This is a genomic window from Bacillus sp. 2175 (assembly GCF_057812155.1).
This window is the reverse complement of the sequence record NZ_CM173819.1, coordinates 222,447-240,000: the sequence shown is the minus strand read 5'-3', so window position 1 is coordinate 240,000 and position 17,554 is coordinate 222,447. Positions and strand designations below refer to the sequence as shown.

At 36.7% G+C, this 17,554-nt stretch carries 16 protein-coding genes (1 of these 16 running past the window's edge); 2 read left to right on the top strand and 14 right to left on the bottom strand.

What is annotated here, in order from left to right:
* A protein-coding gene (gene cmpA / locus ACXKY9_RS01360) for a cortex morphogenetic protein CmpA (RefSeq protein ID WP_001143642.1) crosses the window boundary here: on the top strand, positions 1 to 42 show its end. The gene continues 75 nt to the left of window position 1, outside the view; 42 of the gene's 117 nt are visible here — the last part of the coding sequence; the start codon falls outside the window, past its left edge; the stop codon is at positions 40 to 42.
* Between the two features lie 58 nt (positions 43 to 100).
* Here cmpA and ACXKY9_RS01355 read toward each other — a convergent pair whose 3' ends face one another.
* The 6 genes from ACXKY9_RS01355 to acpS all read right to left on the bottom strand — a co-directional run bounded on the left by ACXKY9_RS01355 (position 101) and on the right by acpS (position 6,041).
* Complete coding sequence (locus tag ACXKY9_RS01355; protein ID WP_000426236.1) at positions 101 to 2,269, bottom strand: Tex family protein; 2,169 nt, start codon at positions 2,267 to 2,269, stop codon at positions 101 to 103.
* 67 nt (positions 2,270 to 2,336) lie between these two features.
* Positions 2,337 to 2,687 carry a type II toxin-antitoxin system endoribonuclease NdoA gene (gene ndoA, locus ACXKY9_RS01350; protein WP_000635965.1) on the bottom strand — a complete coding sequence of 117 codons (351 nt, stop codon included), beginning with the start codon at positions 2,685 to 2,687 and terminating at the stop codon, positions 2,337 to 2,339.
* 4 nt (positions 2,688 to 2,691) lie between these two features.
* Positions 2,692 to 2,979 (bottom strand): antitoxin EndoAI, encoded by a 288-nt coding sequence (locus tag ACXKY9_RS01345; RefSeq protein ID WP_000004570.1) that lies wholly within the window; start codon positions 2,977 to 2,979, stop codon positions 2,692 to 2,694.
* Positions 2,980 to 3,287: 308 nt separating this feature from the next.
* A complete protein-coding gene (gene alr, locus ACXKY9_RS01340; RefSeq protein WP_000390616.1) occupies positions 3,288 to 4,457 on the bottom strand; it encodes an alanine racemase in 1,170 nt (389 codons plus the stop codon).
* 117 nt (positions 4,458 to 4,574) lie between these two features.
* The gene (locus ACXKY9_RS01335) at positions 4,575 to 5,588 is read right to left on the bottom strand and encodes a LolA family protein (protein WP_000830135.1); all 1,014 of its coding nucleotides are present in this window, start codon (positions 5,586 to 5,588) and stop codon (positions 4,575 to 4,577) included.
* Positions 5,589 to 5,681: 93 nt separating this feature from the next.
* On the bottom strand, positions 5,682 to 6,041 hold the full coding sequence (gene acpS / locus ACXKY9_RS01330) for a holo-ACP synthase (RefSeq protein ID WP_000583417.1): 360 nt from the start codon (positions 6,039 to 6,041) through the stop codon (positions 5,682 to 5,684).
* Positions 6,042 to 6,134: 93 nt separating this feature from the next.
* Here acpS and ACXKY9_RS01325 point away from each other — a divergent pair, with 93 nt between their 5' ends.
* On the top strand, positions 6,135 to 6,707 hold the full coding sequence (locus ACXKY9_RS01325) for a rhomboid family intramembrane serine protease (RefSeq protein ID WP_000908522.1): 573 nt from the start codon (positions 6,135 to 6,137) through the stop codon (positions 6,705 to 6,707).
* On the opposite strand, the gene uvsE is transcribed toward ACXKY9_RS01325, so the two are convergent.
* The 8 genes from uvsE to ACXKY9_RS01285 all read right to left on the bottom strand — a co-directional run bounded on the left by uvsE (position 6,700) and on the right by ACXKY9_RS01285 (position 17,514).
* Positions 6,700 to 7,662: a UV DNA damage repair endonuclease UvsE gene (gene uvsE / locus ACXKY9_RS01320; protein WP_000961167.1), complete on the bottom strand. Its 963-nt coding sequence runs from the start codon at positions 7,660 to 7,662 to the stop codon at positions 6,700 to 6,702. The two genes, ACXKY9_RS01325 and uvsE, sit on opposite strands and share 8 nt — an antisense overlap.
* Before the next feature lie 94 nt (positions 7,663 to 7,756).
* Complete coding sequence (gene cshA, locus ACXKY9_RS01315) at positions 7,757 to 9,334, bottom strand: degradosome RNA helicase CshA (protein WP_000206584.1); 1,578 nt, start codon at positions 9,332 to 9,334, stop codon at positions 7,757 to 7,759.
* Between the two features lie 305 nt (positions 9,335 to 9,639).
* On the bottom strand, positions 9,640 to 11,016 hold the full coding sequence (murF, locus tag ACXKY9_RS01310) for a UDP-N-acetylmuramoyl-tripeptide--D-alanyl-D-alanine ligase (protein ID WP_000595961.1): 1,377 nt from the start codon (positions 11,014 to 11,016) through the stop codon (positions 9,640 to 9,642).
* 62 nt (positions 11,017 to 11,078) lie between these two features.
* On the bottom strand, positions 11,079 to 12,164 hold the full coding sequence (locus ACXKY9_RS01305) for a D-alanine--D-alanine ligase (protein WP_000161427.1): 1,086 nt from the start codon (positions 12,162 to 12,164) through the stop codon (positions 11,079 to 11,081).
* Positions 12,165 to 12,392: 228 nt separating this feature from the next.
* Positions 12,393 to 13,664 carry an MDR family MFS transporter gene (locus ACXKY9_RS01300; RefSeq protein WP_000799726.1) on the bottom strand — a complete coding sequence of 424 codons (1,272 nt, stop codon included), beginning with the start codon at positions 13,662 to 13,664 and terminating at the stop codon, positions 12,393 to 12,395.
* A gap of 107 nt (positions 13,665 to 13,771) precedes the next feature.
* Positions 13,772 to 15,187: a branched-chain amino acid transporter BcaP gene (gene bcaP, locus ACXKY9_RS01295; protein ID WP_000809349.1), complete on the bottom strand. Its 1,416-nt coding sequence runs from the start codon at positions 15,185 to 15,187 to the stop codon at positions 13,772 to 13,774.
* Between the two features lie 232 nt (positions 15,188 to 15,419).
* Positions 15,420 to 16,592 (bottom strand): homogentisate 1,2-dioxygenase, encoded by a 1,173-nt coding sequence (locus ACXKY9_RS01290; RefSeq protein WP_013141710.1) that lies wholly within the window; start codon positions 16,590 to 16,592, stop codon positions 15,420 to 15,422.
* On the bottom strand, positions 16,558 to 17,514 hold the full coding sequence (locus ACXKY9_RS01285; protein ID WP_000674006.1) for a fumarylacetoacetate hydrolase family protein: 957 nt from the start codon (positions 17,512 to 17,514) through the stop codon (positions 16,558 to 16,560). Before ACXKY9_RS01285 ends, ACXKY9_RS01290 begins: the two co-directional genes overlap by 35 nt.
* Between the last annotated feature and the right edge of the window lie 40 nt (positions 17,515 to 17,554).

Genomic DNA, 17,554 nt, shown 5'->3' with positions numbered 1-17,554 from the left:
GAATGCTGGTTTTATTATAGCAAAATACATCAAAGCTCATAATCCATTACACTTTTTATTCCATAAAAAAAAGAGCAGTTTCATCTGCTCTCTTCTCTTACTATTCAATCGGCAACATAGATAGTGCAACGCGTCCTTTTTTTGTATCAATATCATCTACCCATACTTTTACAATTTGCCCTACTGATACAACATCTAACGGATGCTTTACAAACTGTTTGCTAAGTTTAGAAATATGTACTAAACCATCTTGCTTTACGCCAACATCAACAAAAGCACCAAAATCAACAACGTTACGAACTGTTCCTTCTAATTCCATACCACGTTTTAAATCTTCTAATTTCAAAATCCCTTTTTTCAGAAGTGGTTTAGGCAACTCATCCCTCATATCTCTTTCTGGACTAATAAGTGCATCTATAATATCAACTAACGTCGGCTCCCCAACTCCTGTTTCTTGAGATAACTTAGAAATCTCTACTTCTTCCAATCTCTTTTGTAATTGCGGTTGTCCTACGTCATCTATCGATAACCCTAGACTCTTCAATAACAATTCAACATTCTTATATTGCTCTGGATGAATACCTGTTCGATCTAATGGATTCGCTCCTTCTAGTATACGTAAGAAACCTATACATTGTTCATACGTCTTTGCACCTAAACGCGGGATTTTCTTTAATTCCGTGCGCTTCGTGAATTTCCCATCTTCTTCTCTCTTTGCCACAATATTTTTCGCAACAGTTTTCGATAAACCTGAAACATATTGTAACAATGCAACCGAAGCCGTATTTACATTAACCCCAACTTGGTTAACAGCTGTTTCTACTACAAATGTTAATGACTCATTCAGTCTCTTTTGAGATACATCATGTTGGTATTGTCCAACCCCAACTGATTTAGGATCAATTTTCACAAGTTCAGCAAGTGGATCTTGCAGACGTCTTCCAATAGAAACGGCACTTCTCTCTTCAACTTGTAAATTTGGGAATTCCTCACGAGCTAAATCAGAAGCTGAATATACACTAGCACCCGCTTCATTTACAATAATATAAAAGACATCTCGGTTCACACTTTGTAATACATCTACTATAAACTCTTCTGTTTCTCTAGATGCTGTCCCATTACCAATTGCAATCATTTCAACTTGATATTTATCTATAATAGAAAGAACTTTCGTTTTTGCATCATCATATTTACGAACAGGTGGATGCGGATAAATAACATCGATATGTAGTACTTTCCCCGTATCATCTACTACAGACAATTTACAACCAGTTCTATATGCCGGATCTACCGCTAGCACGACTTTCCCTTTCATCGGAGGTTGTAATAATAAGTTACGTAAGTTCTCAGAGAAAATATGTATCGCTTGTTCTTCAGCTGTTTCTGTTAATTCTTTACGAATTTCTCTTTCGATTGAAGATTGAATTAATCGTTTATAACCATCTTCAATCGCTAATTGTACATAATGTGCACTTTTCGAATCGTTATCACGAATTACTTTCTTATTTAAAAAAGTTACTATCTCATCTACTGGCGGAACAACAGCAACTCTCAATATATCTTCTTTCTCGCCACGATTCATTGCTAATACACGATGTGGTACTACTTTTTGCAATGGTTCTTCATAACTGTAATACATTTCATATATATTCTTTTCATCTTTTTCTTCATCTTTCACGGACGAAGACATAACACCTTTTCTAAAAGTAACATTTCGAATCCAACTACGATACGCAGCTTCATCTGAAACCATTTCTGCAATAATGTCTTGTGCACCTTGTAAAGCTTCTTCTGCAGATTGCACTTCTTTCTCTACATTAATAAATTCCACTGCCTTTTTAGCCGGATCTTCTTTCTTATATAACAATAACCATTCAGCTAATGGTTCTAATCCTTTTTCTTTAGCAATTGTCGCTTTCGTTCTTCTTTTCTCTTTATATGGACGATATAGATCTTCTACTTCTTGCAACTTTGTAGCTTTAACAATTTGCTGTCGTAGCTCTTCTGTCAGTTTCCCCTTCTCATCAATAAGACGAAGAACTTCTTCCTTCCTATCTTCAAGTTGCATCATATATTGCCATCTCTCTAAAATCGTACGAATTTGCACCTCATCTAAAGAGCCTGTCCATTCTTTTCGGTAACGAGCAATAAATGGAACTGTGTTACCTTCTTCTGTTAATTGAATAACATGACGAACTTGCTTTTCGGTAAAGCCTAATTCTTTCACTAACATTTTCATTAACGCTTGTCGATTATCTACCATTTCCATATACAACCGTAACCTCCTCTATAATAAAAAAAGTTGCCCTTCAAAGAGAGCAACTTAAACTGCCGATTTAAAAATCTATTAGTCCTAAACTAATTTGTAACGCTTCATCTACACGACTCATCATCACTTCATCCAAATGAGTGATTTTGTCCGTTAAGCGTTGCTTATCGATTGTTCGAATCTGCTCAAGTAAAATAACAGAATCTCTCTCAAAACCATACTTTTTCGCATCAATTTCCACATGAGTGGGTAATTTCGCTTTTTGAATCTGTGCAGTAATAGCCGCTACAATCACCGTTGGACTAAAACGATTTCCGATGTCATTTTGAATGACAAGAACCGGACGAACGCCTCCTTGCTCAGAACCAACAACTGGGGAAAGGTCTGCAAAATACACGTCGCCGCGTTTTACAATCAAAATATTACCCCCCGCTAACTAAGCGTTCTACTGTATGAGCTGCTTCATACTCTGCTAAGAAAGCTTCAGATGCAATACCAAGATTAATTTTTCCCATTTCAATGTACCCACGTCGCATTGATTCATGTTGGTAGCGTTTCTTCGTCTTATGTTGACGCAATAACAATTGTGTTGCCTGGCAAATTAGTTCATGGCGATTCTTATTCTCTTGTTTTCCAATTCCGTCCAATTCCGTTACCATTTGCTTTGGCAACCGAACCACGATTTCAGTAGTTACACTTGATTCGGACACAAAAATACACCTCCACCGTCAACTACACACCCAAATATATATATGACACCTATTGTAATAATACCATTGTATGGAGCCTGTTGCAAAGACTTCCTTATTCCTTGCTTATGTTTTCCAATTCACAAACAAAACATTCATCTTCTTAAATTTTTTATCTCATAACTAACTAAAAACAATAGAACTCCTCTTCAAAACTTACGTGCAACTTATATAAAAAATGATTATAAGTAAAAAGCTTCTCATCAAAAAGAGCTTATTATCCAGCAATGAACAGTCACTCCAATGACAAGAAGCAATCATACTACCTTCTATATATTGTTCAAGTAATTAATTATCTCTACAACCTTACCATTCCGTATAAATATTCTTGGCACACGGAAACTGATCGTTGCAATAATTTCATAATTAATAGTCCCTGAGTATTCCGCAACCTCTGTAGCGCTAATATACTCATCTCCTTGCCTTCCAATAAGCGTAACTTTCGTACCAAGTGGCACTTCACAAGGAAGATGAATCATGAACTGATCCATTGTTACTCGCCCTACAATCGGTACCCTTTTACCATTTATAAGCACTTCAAATCCTTGTAACCTTCTAAGCCACCCATCTGCATAGCCAATCGCTACAGTCGCAATCCATTCTTCAGCTTTCGTTCGATAGGTGACGTTATAACTAATTCCATCACCTTTAATTACCTGTTTAATATGAGCAACTTTCGTATGAAGTGATAGCGCCGGTTCTAATTCAAATGGTAAAAAAGGACGTATTTCTACAGAAGGAGATAATCCATACATTGCAATCCCAATTCGCACTGCATTAAATGTAATCCCTTGAAAACGTAACGTCGCAGCACTATTAGCTGTATGAACAAACTTAGGATCCACTCCGAATTCTTTCAACCAACTTAACTGCTCCAAGAACGTGTTATATTGCTTATCAAAATACGAAGTCTCAACCTCATCTGCCGTTGCAAAATGCGTGTATACTCCTTCTAACTCTAAAAACGGTGCACCCTCTAAACTCTTTAAAAATTCTTTTAGCTCTTTTCTTTCACGTATTCCAATTCTCCCCATACCACTATCAAAGTTAATATGGAATTTCATTACAGATGAACCATCCCAAAGTTTAATTGCTTCTTCCACCCATTCTTTTTGAAAAACAGTTAGCGCTACATCATTTTCAGCAGCTACATTTACATCACGCGGCGGCGAGGGACCTAACACTAAAATCGGTTCAGTAATACCAGCCCTCCGAAGCACTAAAGCTTCATCTAAAAAAGCAACAGCTAACCTTGTTGCACCTGCTTCTAATGCCGTTTTAGCCACCGGTACATAATCGTGCCCATATGCGTTTGCTTTAACTACAGCAAAAATCTCTACATTACTTGGGATGAACTCTTTAATATGTGTAACGTTGTTATAAATGGCATCTAAATCCACTTCCACCCAAGTGTCACGGTAAAATGGTGCTTCTTCCATAAATACACTTCCTTATACACGATATGCGAAGCTTATTCTTTTATATGCTTCTTTTATGAAATCCACCTTCAAACTAAGAAAAGACGTGGTGCACATATATCACCACGTCTAAGAAGTTTACTTCACCTGCTTCGCTGTAACTGAACGAGCAACCATTAACAGCTCCTTCGGCTCTAAACCTTTAGACACGAGCATATATTCTACTCCGTTATGCGACCACGTTACAGAGTCTTTCGTCAATGCACCAATCGTAAACCCAAGATCAACTGGTTCTCCACTTACACTTACCGCTGATGATGCCTCTGCAACTTTTGCCTTTTCTTGTATTAAAGTAAAGGATTTCTTATTTCCAGTGTATGTGAGTATCGCACGCTTGCCACTGTCTGTCTTCAACTCTTTTTCATCTTTCAGAGTCATACCTTGTGGTGTATCAAGTGGATACAAAATAGCAAACGGTTTGTCTTCTTTCGCTGTTGTTTGAACATCTACCTGTGCTCTAGACATATTTTGTTTCGTATCAAATGCACCTTTATCAAATTTCGCATCGAATTTCACTTTAGAGAAATCTACTTTCACAAGAACATTTTGATCATTATCCAGTAACTTCACTGAAACTGGAGTCAAGTCGCTCTTATTCAATGTAATCTCTTGTCTCGGCAACATATTTTGATGTTGATAGTTTGTTTTTGTTTTAAAAATATAATACTTATCTGTTTTCTCAAAAGTAAGGTTTTTCTTGTCCTGCAAAATATCTCTTACAAGTGATTCATATAAATAAGCCTGGCTACTATTTTGCGGCCAATCACTTTGAAAACGGAAGCTCTTATTAAGTGCTGGCGTTAATACAAATACACCTTCTTCATTTCTCAAAATAATTTGGCTCTGATCTTTTTTTGCATTCTTTAAATTCACACGATAAAAAGACGGTTCCTTATGCCAAATCTCTACGTTATACTCTTGAGGCTCATTGCCTGTTTTAATAGATAATTTTGCCTCAGCTTGATAACTTTTCATCCCTTTTACTTTTGATTCTAAATCTCTCACGACATCATCTTGCTTCTTTTCCACACAACCCGCCAACACAAAAACGGTCAACAAACCGACAAGAACTAAAAACAGACGCCTTTTCATCAATTCAGCCCCTTTGCCCCTATAAATGAATGGAAGATGTACCTTCCTTATCGCTACCTCAAATATATGAGACAAAGATATAAAATATGCAGACTAGCGTGACGAGCTTTCTAAAACAACTTGAGCAACAGCAAATTCCTTACTATGACTAATTGATAAATGAACAATATACTCTGTACTTGTAATCAGAATTGGCTTACCTCTTTCATCATTTTTCACTTCAATATCTAAAAAACTCACTTCTTTTCCGATACCAGTACCTACAGCTTTTGAATACGCCTCTTTCGCTGCAAACCTTCCAGCTACAAACTCTGTAAGGCGACTTCCTTTCAGCTCCATAGCAACATTACGTTCATTTTCCGTTAAAATACGTTCCATAAATTTAAGCTTTCCATCTAGCATTTTTTCAATACGATTTAATTCAATAATATCGATACCAATCCCTATAATCATTTCGAAATCCCCTTCTTCTATTTAACTTTCTTCTTTCATATTGATAAGAATAACAGAGAATCTTTCTGATGCAAAAGGGGTGAAAGTAACCGTATGCTAATAAGATCCACTCATATTTCTTTACAACCGACTATTCTTACCTTACTTCTTATTCATTTAGTCATGATGATATTAGGCGACTTTTTTCTCTTACCACTGGCAGCCTCTAATGAATATATCGCTAAAGGAGAATGGTGGCGTGTCATAACTTCTCTTCTCGTACACGTAGACTTACAACATTTTCTTTCTAATAGTATTTTTTTGTTTGCTCTTGGTTCTTCTATCGAAAAGCAACTCGGACACTTTTCTTTTTTTATTCTATTTTTTCTCTCTGGAATTTCTGGAAATATTTCTTCTTATATTATTATGCCGCTTGAATATATTCACGCAGGTGCATCAGGTGGTATTTTCGGACTATTAGGTGCACAGTTATTTTTATTGTACAATCAATACCGCTCTTCAAAACCAAAAGAAATTGCCATTTTCTCAATTATGATTCTTCTATTACTACTATTTACTTTCTTTAACCCTTCTGCCAATCCGATCAGTCATTTAACAGGTTTAATAACCGGTGGCATTTTAACCCCTTTTTTAACCAAAAAAAACGATGGTGCAAAGCTTATTTAATATAAAAGCTTGCACCATCGATAATTTCTACATCTACTTGTTCACTTAAATCTCTCATTAATTGAAATAAAGACTCATCCTTCATCTTCGCCTCAATCATACAATCAATTTGCGGAACACTTCCCTTTATCCTTCTTAAAAAAGATAAAAATGCCTCTACATTAATATAATCTGCATGAGCTCTTGGATCTTTTCCCTCTCTAGGGCTAGAGATATGCATTTTAACCGGCAACAAAGACGTTTCCCACGTATGAACGACACGTGCCCAATCTTCATACCAATCTTCTTGCTCATTATTCATCATATGGTGATGCAAGTCAAATACGACGGGAATATCTAATTTTTCTCCTAAATATAATGTTTCCTCTAACGTAAAGGTTGTATCATCATTTTCTAATATAATCATTTCTTGAATACCCCTTGGGACATTAGACCACTTCTCTATAAAGCGCTCTAATGCAAGTTCTTTATCTTTATATCCTCCTCCGACATGCAGTACACATCGTTGCTTATGTTCAATCCCCATGCCTTTTAATAATTTTTTGTGCATCTGCAATGTTTTTACAGATTGTTTAAAAACACTCTCCTCAGGTGAATTTAGTACAACAAAATGATCTGGATGGAAATCAATTCTCATATTCATATGAACTGCATATTCACCTAGTTTTTTTAAATTTTCTTTTAAAGGACGAATATAGTTCCACTCTAGCAATTCCTCATGATTCGCTAAAGGAATGAGCTTTGAACTGAGCCGAAAGAAAGATATGTCATGCCCTTTATTATGCTTTAATAAACGTAAACAATTTTCTAAATTGGAATTAGCAATTCTTTCAAGTTTACGAATTGCAGCAGCACGATCATTTAATTTCTGAAACTGTGCATACGTCATCGTTTGAGATGGAGATGCATTCTTCAAATGTACACTCATCGCAACGTAACCAAGCCTTACAAGCATATAACAGCCCCTTTTCTATCATAACTATTATGTAGTATGCACAATTATAGAAATAAAAAAAGAGAATGCCCGCAAAGGGCATTCTCTTTTTTTATTAAGCTTGTGGACGGCTATGATGTTTTCTTTCGCCGCGTCCATTTGAAGAACCAGGGCGACCTTGGCCTTCACCTCTACGACCACGACTACCACCATCACGATTGCGATCACGGTTTCCGTCACGATTACGTCCATCACGGTTACGGTCACGATTACGTCCATCGCCACCGCCGCGTGCATCACGACTACGATTACGGTTACCATCACGGTATCCGCCTCCGTTACCGCCGCGTTTTTTAGAACCGCCGCCTCTTGAAACAACAGGTGGTTCTGATGTTAAAGCGATCGGAGTTGTATCCGGCTCTTTAGTCATCATTTTTAAAGCAGCAGCTACTACTGTTACAGAGTCATTTTCTTCTAACATTTCTTCTGCAATACGCTTGTAGTATGCTAAGTTTTCATTTTCAATTGTGCTTTGAAGCTTTTCAGCGATTAAACGTTGTTGACCTTCTAATGCCTCGTCAAGTGTCGGTGCATCCATACGGTCCATTTTACGTTTTGTTGTACGCTCGATATTTTTTAATTGTCCTGATTCACGTGGTGTTACAAATAGCATTGCAATACCTTTTTTACCTGCACGACCAGTACGACCGATACGGTGAACGTATGATTCTGGATCTTGTGGAATATCGAAGTTATATACGTGCGTTACGCCTGAAATATCAAGACCACGTGCAGCAACGTCTGTTGCAACAAGAACTTCAATAGAACCTTCTTTAAATTTACGTAATACAGACATACGTTTCGCCTGAGTTAAATCACCGTGAATACCTTCTGCAGCATAACCACGTAAGTTTAATGCTTCTGATAATTCATCAACACGACGCTTTGTACGACCGAATACGATTGCAAGCTCTGGAGATTGAATATCTAATAAGCGTGTTAACACGTCAAACTTTTTCTTTTCTTGCACTTCTAAATAGAACTGCTGAATGTTTGGCATTGTTACTTCTTTTGCTTTTACTTTAATGTGTTGAGGCTCAGTCATGAAACGCTCAGCAATACGGCGGATTGGATCCGGCATTGTCGCTGAGAATAGTAATGTTTGATGTGTTTCTGGCACATCTGTTAAAATTGCTTCAATGTCTTCAATGAAGCCCATGTTTAACATTTCATCCGCTTCGTCAAGAACAACTGTCTCTACGTTTTGCAGGCGAAGTGTTTTACGGTTAATATGATCTAAAATACGACCCGGCGTACCAACAATAATGTGTGGGTGTTTTTTTAGAGCACGAATTTGGCGGTTAATATCTTGACCACCATAAATTGGTAAAATGCGAACACGTTTATGCTTACCAATTTTGTATAATTCTTCTCCAACTTGAATTGCTAATTCACGCGTTGGCGCGATAACAATACCTTGAACCGATTCTTTATGTGTATCCACTTTATCTAATAGTGGTAATCCGAATGCTGCTGTTTTCCCTGTACCTGTTTGCGCTTGCCCAATAATATCTTTACCTTGCAATGCATGTGGAATTGTTTCAGCTTGAATTGGTGTAGCCTCTTCAAAGCCCATACTTTCAACAGATTGCAGTAAAGAATCACTTAATCCTAATTCTCGAAATGTTGTCAATGTTACTTCTCCTTTTCTATCCTATACTTATCATTTAAAAAAAGGCGTTTTCCGAATTTGCGGAAAAGCCCTTTTCCTGAATGCTCACGTATATAAACGGGCGTATATTCTTCACGAAAATACTTCTAAACGTTATTACACTTTATCAATTATAAGTTTTGTATGTGTAAAAAGCAAACCCAACTGTTACCTTATTTTCATATTCAGAGTTTTTTTCTTCACTTTTATTTTTTTATATTTACTGTAAGCGCTTATTATAAGTTTCTTCTATTTTCGTAACTATCATCCCTATTTATATACACCAATTATTTCAACATCGTAATTACTTCTTCTAATTTCATACCGCGAGATGCTTTTATTAATACAACATCTTTCACATCGACTACTGCTTGTAAATCTTTTACTAACTCTTCTTTATTATCATACGCCTTTACACGTTCATTAGGGAAATTAATTTTCGCTCCTTCAGCAATTTGAGCCCCTAATCTACCGTATGTGAATACATGCGAGATTTTTGCTGGATCGATTAATTTTCCTACCTCATAATGGAACTGTACTTCTTGATCTCCAAGTTCTAACATATCACCGAGCACAACGATTTTTTTAGCAAAACCATCTAAACCATTCATTAAATGGAATGCTGCTTCCATAGCCGTCGGACTTGCATTATAAGCATCGTTGATAATTGTTAAACCACTATTTGTTTTCACAATTTCCATACGCATGCCCGTCATTTGAAGTGTTACTAAACCTTCTTTCATCTCTTCCCACGTTACACCAAAATGTTTCGCAATTGCCATTGAAGCAAGTGTATTATACACATTATGTTTTCCTAACACAGGTAAGTAGAATGAAATATTTTCATCTCTATTCATTTTGAAATGTGTCCCAGTTGCTTGTAATGTTACAGTCGTTGGATAATAATCGTTTGCTCTTGCATCACCAAACGTAACCGTTTCTGCTGCTAAATTCATTTCAGGAACACGATTCGTTAATAAAGGCTCATCTCCGTTATATACGAACACGCCACCTTCTTGTAACCCTGTAACAATTTCTAATTTCGCTTCAGCAATTGCCTCACGAGACCCTAAATCCATTAAATGTGCCTCACCAATATTCGTAATGATAGCTGCATTAGGACGAGCTAACTTAGATAAGAATTCAATTTCGCCTCGGCTTGACATACCCATCTCTAATACTGCTACTTCTGTATTTTCTTCTAAGTTTAAAATGGTAAGAGGTAATCCGATATGGTTATTGAAGTTCCCTTCTGTTTTTTGCACTTTGAATTTAGTCGCAAGAAGACTTGTTACAATATCTTTCGTAGATGTTTTACCATTACTACCCGTTACACCTACAACTTTAACATCCAATTGATCGCGATAGTTTTTCGCTAACATTTGCAATGCGGATAGCGTGTCTTCCACAAAAATAACCGGAAGATTCTCAGGTGGATTCGCTACATCTTTCATCCATAATGTAGCCACAGCTCCATTTTCAACAGCTTTATCTACAAAAGCATGTCCATCGAAGCGCTCCCCTTGAATCGGAACATACAAGTTTCCTTTTTCAATTTTTCTTGTATCAATAGACACGCCTTGAATAGTAATTCCCTCATATTGCTCTGCTAATCCAGTACCATTTACCATCTGTTCCACTTGCTTTAACATTCGCTTTATCATATAGAAACGCTCCTTACATAGAGGAAGCACTATTCCTACGAATAGTGCTTCCTCCTTTTTTGTTAGATTGTATATTTAATTTTTTGTTTTTCTTCGTGACGTTCAATCGCTAAACGAATTAGCTCTTCAATTAATTCTGGATACGGTAACCCAGTATGTTGCCATAATAGAGGGAACATACTGAACGGTGTAAATCCTGGCATTGTGTTTACTTCGTTAATATACACTTCTCCATCTTTCGTTAAGAAGAAATCAGCTCGCGTTAAACCTGCACCGTCTAATGATTGGAATGCAATAATCGCATCACGCTTAATTACATTAGATTCTTCTTCTGTCATTTCAGCTGGAATAATTAGCGCCGTATCACCATCGATATATTTCGACTTATAATCATAGAAGTCCTTTTTCGGAACGATTTCACCTACAACTGAACATTTCGGCTCATCATTACCTAGTACCCCAACTTCTACTTCACGACCTACAATATTTTCTTCTACAATAATTTTGCGATCAAATTGGAATGCCTCTACAAATGCATCCTCAAGTTCTTCACGATTTTTACACTTATTAATACCAACACTTGAACCAAGGTTCGCTGGTTTTACGAAGCAAGGATATCCTAACTTATCTTCTACTTTAGAATAAGCTTCCTCACGATTTTTCTCCCATGCACTACGAATGAAGGATGCATATTTTGCTTGTTTTAAACCAGCCTCTGCAAAGATGTTTTTCATAACAACTTTATCCATACCAGCAGATGATGCTAGAACACCATTTCCTACATAAGGGATATTCATTAATTCTAATAGTCCTTGAACCGTTCCATCTTCACCGTTTGGTCCATGTAGTAATGGGAAAATAACGTCAATAGCGTTCTCCTCAGAAGCTGCAGATGGGATAATTTCTGTACTTAATGATAACGGAGAAATCGCATTTTCTGCACCGCTCATTTTTAAAGCTTCAACATCTGTTACTTCGCCTTCAATACGCTCACCGCGTACCCATTGACCTTGTTCTGTAATATAAATTGGATGAATCTCGAATTTATCTTGATTTAACGCTTTAATAGCAGCAAGAGCCGTCTGTAGCGAAACTTGATGCTCAGCTGATTTTCCACCATATAATAAACCTAATTTAATTTTCGTCAATGAAATCACCCTAACCAATTGTTTTCATTTTTCTATTTTAGCACTTTTTATAAAAATAGGTAGTTCCTATTTGAAATAAAATGTAACTTCCATAAATAATTAAATAACATCACTTATTGGTTTTTCATTTCATTTTCTATATAGGTACACAAAATAAAATGGCAATCTAATCTAGTTATGTACCTAAAATATGTAGAAATCCCCTTTTTTGTGTATGTCACCTATTCACTAAGAAGATTGTTTGGTTAGTGTGTCTTTTTGCCTTTGCTCAACAAGGCGATCTAAAGAAACATATACAATACCTGCAACTACACATCCTACAGCTAAAATTGTAAATAGAAGGTGACCAAGTAACCGATCTAATAAAAAACCTCCCAAAAGTGGGCCAAATGCGCTTCCTGTAATCCACTGCAAACTTGCAGCTCCCATATAAGTCCCTCTCAAATGCTCAGGGGCCAAATTTGCTACAAATGTCATCTGTACAGGCGACATAATCATTTCACCTAACGTATATATAGCATAAACGAACAGTAGTGTTATTAAAATAATTGTAGCATTTGTATTAAATTCTCCAAACCACTTCGGTAACCACCCTATAAAAAATAATCCAATCCCGAATAAACATGCACCATATAACATCGTCTTCCCAACTGGTTTATCCGTAGCCCATTTTGAAATTTGAAACTGGAATAAAACAACTAATAGTCCGTTTAACGCCATTAAATATGGATATGGATTATTCGTTCCAAAAATACGCTTCATTTCATTATCAAAATGTAGTGGCAGCATGCCTTCCGTTTGAGAAAACCCCATCGAAATGATAATACCTGCTAATAAGTAAATCATTAATGCCTTATCTCGCATTACAATTTTCCAAACTGCCCCAGATTCCTTTTCTTTATGTTCTTCCTTATCTATGCTCTTTGGCATCGTCTCTTGAATAAGAAGTAATACAAGTAACGCATAAAATAGCATTGTAGAAGAGGCAATAATAAACACAAGGTTCTTTGACAACACAACTACTGATGCTCCCATTATCGGACCAATCGCAGCACCTATATTGTGTCCCATTCGTAATAAACCATATGCCTCTGTTCTTTTTTCTGGTGCCGTTACATCCGCGACCATAGCTGATGCAGCTGGATGAAATAAAGAATTACTCAACCCTAAAAAAATAGATAAAATTGCATATGGAATAAATCCTTCTATAAATAGAAAACCGAGCATTAATAATGCATTACTTGCCATAGAAAATATCATAATAGGCTTTCTTCCATATATGTCAGCAATTCTCCCTCCTATAAGTGATCCAAAGCTTGCAGCAATTGGAGAAAGCGCCATAATAACCCCAACTTCCAACAACGAATCTACCTTATCTTTTAAATATAATGCAAAAAAAGGCATTAACATCATCATTGCAATTCCATTTAACGTCTCTCCAATAAATCGAATCCATACGTTACGGTCCATCTCCCTTAACTCACGCCACGTATTTTTCATCATTCCACCCCTTTAGTTAGCCAACAATTATCTTATAACAAGTTCAGAAAAATGTAAATTTTCAAATAAAAAATCCATTCTAACAGAATTAGAATGGATTTTTTCGCTTATAAATTTGCAACATCTTCTTCTTTTTTACTATTATTTAAAGCACTATGTTTTCGGCTATATAAGAAGTAAACCGCTATACCAATAACCATCCATATCCCAAAACTAATCCACGCTGTCCCTGATAACTGAAGCATTAAGTATAAACAGAAAATCACTGTTAATGCTGGTAAAAATGGTACAAGCGGAGCCTTAAATGCCCTTGGTAAGTCTGGATGAGTTCTTCTCATTACGATTACCGCAACAGCTACAAGTGCAAATGCTGACAATGTCCCCATATTTACAAGATGTGCTAAAACATTTAAATCTATTAATCCTGAAATCAGTGCCGCAATAATCCCCGTTGTCCATGTATTTAAAAATGGCGTTTTAAATTTCGGATGAACTTTAGCAAGACGCTTCGGCAGTAAACCATCTCGGCTCATCGCATAAGAAACACGAACTTGCCCATACATCATAACTAGCATTACTGTTGTAATTCCTGTAATTGCTCCTACTGAAATTACCCCCGCTAAACCATCTTGTCCAATAAATTGAAGTGCAAAAGCAACTGGATCTGATATATTTAGCTGGCCGTATGGAACAATCCCTGTCAAAATAAGCGAAACAACGATATAAAGAACTGTACAAATTAATAACGATGCAATAATACCAATTGGTAAATCACGTTGCGGACGTTTCACTTCTTCTGCCGCTGTTGAAACTGCATCAAATCCTATAAATGCGAAGAATACTGTAGCCGCTCCAGCCATTACACCATCTAAACCAAATGGCATAAAGGGCGTCCAGTTTTCAGGTTTCACATAATTAAAACCAGCAAAGATAAAAATAAGAACAACTGCTATTTTAATAAATACCATAATGTTATTTACTCGTGCACTTTCACGAACACCCCTAGATAAAAGAACTGTCATCACTAAAATAATTAGAACTGCAGGTAAATCAATTATTCCACCCTTTCCTGTACCAGGAGCCGAGGAGAGAATAGTCGGAATGTGAATTCCAAACCCCTTTAATAAAGATTGAAAATATGCAGACCAACCGTTTGCTACAGCAGATGTAGCAAGTAAATATTCAAGCATTAAGTCCCAGCCAATTAAAAATGCGAACACTTCCCCCATCGTCGCGTATGTATACGTATACACACTGCCCGAGACAGGAACTGAAGAAGCAAATTCAGCATAACAAAATGCAGCAAAGGCACAAGCTAACGCGGCAATCGCAAATGATAATATAATAGCTGGCCCAGAATGTTTCGCTGCCACAACACCCGTTAGAACAAAAATACCAGTTCCAACAATTGCTCCGATTCCAAGCATAGTTAAATCTAGCGCACCCAATGTTCTTGCTAACGTTTTTTGCTTACTTTCATGCATTAACTTTGCAATTGGCTTCTTTTGAAAAATTTGCTTCATCTTTCACTCCTCCAAGTTTTAAATTTTCTGAAAATTTTTAATTCGCTTTTTTATTTTACTCATTACGCTTTTCCTAGTCAATACTTTTGTCGAAACAAGTAGAAATTCTTCTGAATATGCACGATCCTTATTATTCTTTCTATATATCTTTCCATTATTTTTTTGGTATTATTATACATGTCGATTCCGTGAAAAAGGCATGCCCCCCTTATTGAGAGCATGCCTTTTTTACTTATTTCACAGTATATGAACCTTGTTCAATCCAGCTATACATATACTTTTCATCTTCTGTTTCATGTGCTTGTTTTACAATACGAAGCGGACGGAATGTGTCTATCATAACAGCTAATTCAAGCGTCTCTTTCTTCCCTATACTTGCCTCTGTTTTCCCCGGATGCGGTCCATGGGGAATCCCGCTCGGATGAAGTGTAATAGAACCTTCTTCCACACCTTTGCGACTCATAAAGTTTCCTTCTACATAGTAAAGAACTTCATCACTATTAACATTACTATGATAATATGGTGCTGGAATTGACTCTGGATGATAATCGTATAAACGTGGTACGAAAGAGCAAATAACAAAATTATGCCCTTCAAATGTTTGATGTACTGGCGGTGGCTGATGAATGCGCCCTGTAATTGGTTCAAAATCCTCTACATTAAATACCCACGGATATAAATAGCCATCCCATCCAACAACATCTAACGGGTGGTGTCCTAAAACATGTTTATGCATATAGCCTCTTGATTTTGTCATTACGACAAACTCGCCTTTTTCATCATATGTCTCTAATTTTTCTGGACCACGAAGATCTCTTTCACAAAACGGACTATGCTCTAACAATTGTCCGTATTCATTTCGATAACGACGCGGCGTTGTAATTTGGCTATTTGCCTCTACAACAAGAAACTTAGTCTCTCCTTCATCTGGAATAACACGATAAATCGTTCCAATTGGAATCGTTACATAGTCGCCTTTTCTATAGTGAATCGTTCCAAACATCGTTTCAATTTTCCCTGTTCCATAATGAACAAATAACATTTCATCGCCATCACCATTACGATAGAAATAATCCATTTTTTCTGTTGGACTCACTACTCCAATTAACAAATCTTCATTTCCAAGTATGAAATTACGTCCACTTATTGCATCACCACTTTTTTTACTTTCTTTCGTTCGAAAGTGGCGATGAGAAAGAGCAACATCCTCTTCATACTGCAACTGACAAGAATGCGATAATGCAGAATGACCTACTTCTGTTGGCATATAATGATGATACAAAATAGACTGCGTACCAGAAAAACCTTTTGTTCCCATTACCTGTTCACGATAAAGCGACCCATCTTTTTTACGAAATTGTACATGTCGTTTATGAGGTAGTTCTCCCATGTGACGATAAAACATGCCCATCACCCGCTTCCTTTTCTTTTTTGATCGTATTACGTAGTGTACCTAAACCAGTAATCGACAGTTCTACAACATCTCCATCTTGTAGCCACTCTTCTGTACCCAGTTCTAAAATACATCCTGTTCCTACTGTCCCAGAACCAATCACATCTCCTGGATATAACGTAACGTCCTCTGAAGCACGTTCAATCATTTCAGCAAATGTATAGTAAATATCTTGGAAGTTTCCTTTTGATAATAGTTTTCCATTTACATGAGCAGTCATTTCTAAATTATATCGATCACCATTACGATAAACGTCTAATTCCTCTTTCGTAACGAGATGTGCTCCTAAAGAAGTTGCAAAGTCTTTTCCTTTCGCTGGACCGAGACCTACTTTCATTTCTGTTGCTTGTAAGTCTCTCGCACTCCAATCGTTCATAATACAATAACCAAAAATATATTCCTCTGCTTGCTCACGAGAAATATTTCGCCCTTCTTTTCCTATTACGCAAGCAATCTCCAACTCATAATCAAGCTTTTTAGACTTTTTCGGACCAATTACAAAATCACCGGAACCAATTACAGCACGATGATTAGTAAAATAAAAAACCGGAATATCATACCATTCAGGCACAACATCTAATCCTCTTCGTCCACGAGCTGTTTTTACATGTTGTTCAAATGCGTAAAAATCTCGAATACTACTCGGATTAGGAAGAGCAGCTGTCAATTGTACTTCTTCTAAAGCATATATACCCTTATTTGGATTCTTAATATTCCGCACTACTTCTACATACTCATCCGCTTTCTCTAAAAAATCTATCATAGAAGAAGGGATTTTCCCTTCACTAGCAAGATTCATATCTATTACTTTGTCACCTTCAAGCCATCCAGCCCGTAGTTCTTTTGAAGGAAGACGAAATGTAACAAATTTCATCCTGATTCCTCCTTATAAAAATGAAATTTCCACCAGCAAA

Excerpts from the sequence above, each read along its gene's own strand:
- uvsE (WP_000961167.1), bottom strand. The coding sequence starts at position 7,662 with ATGCTTGTAAGGCTTGGTTACGTTGCGATGAGTGTACATTTGAAGAAT.
- ACXKY9_RS01300 (WP_000799726.1), bottom strand. The coding sequence starts at position 13,664 with ATGAAAAATACGTGGCGTGAGTTAAGGGAGATGGACCGTAACGTATGG.
- ACXKY9_RS01355 (WP_000426236.1), bottom strand. The coding sequence starts at position 2,269 with ATGGAAATGGTAGATAATCGACAAGCGTTAATGAAAATGTTAGTGAAA.
- alr (WP_000390616.1), bottom strand. The coding sequence starts at position 4,457 with ATGGAAGAAGCACCATTTTACCGTGACACTTGGGTGGAAGTGGATTTA.
- ACXKY9_RS01285 (WP_000674006.1), bottom strand. The coding sequence starts at position 17,514 with ATGAAATTTGTTACATTTCGTCTTCCTTCAAAAGAACTACGGGCTGGA.
- ACXKY9_RS01290 (WP_013141710.1), bottom strand. The coding sequence starts at position 16,592 with ATGTTTTATCGTCACATGGGAGAACTACCTCATAAACGACATGTACAA.
- ACXKY9_RS01325 (WP_000908522.1), top strand. The coding sequence starts at position 6,135 with ATGCTAATAAGATCCACTCATATTTCTTTACAACCGACTATTCTTACC.
- murF (WP_000595961.1), bottom strand. The coding sequence starts at position 11,016 with ATGATAAAGCGAATGTTAAAGCAAGTGGAACAGATGGTAAATGGTACT.
- bcaP (WP_000809349.1), bottom strand. The coding sequence starts at position 15,187 with ATGAAGCAAATTTTTCAAAAGAAGCCAATTGCAAAGTTAATGCATGAA.
- ACXKY9_RS01335 (WP_000830135.1), bottom strand. The coding sequence starts at position 5,588 with ATGAAAAGGCGTCTGTTTTTAGTTCTTGTCGGTTTGTTGACCGTTTTT.
- acpS (WP_000583417.1), bottom strand. The coding sequence starts at position 6,041 with ATGATTATAGGGATTGGTATCGATATTATTGAATTAAATCGTATTGAA.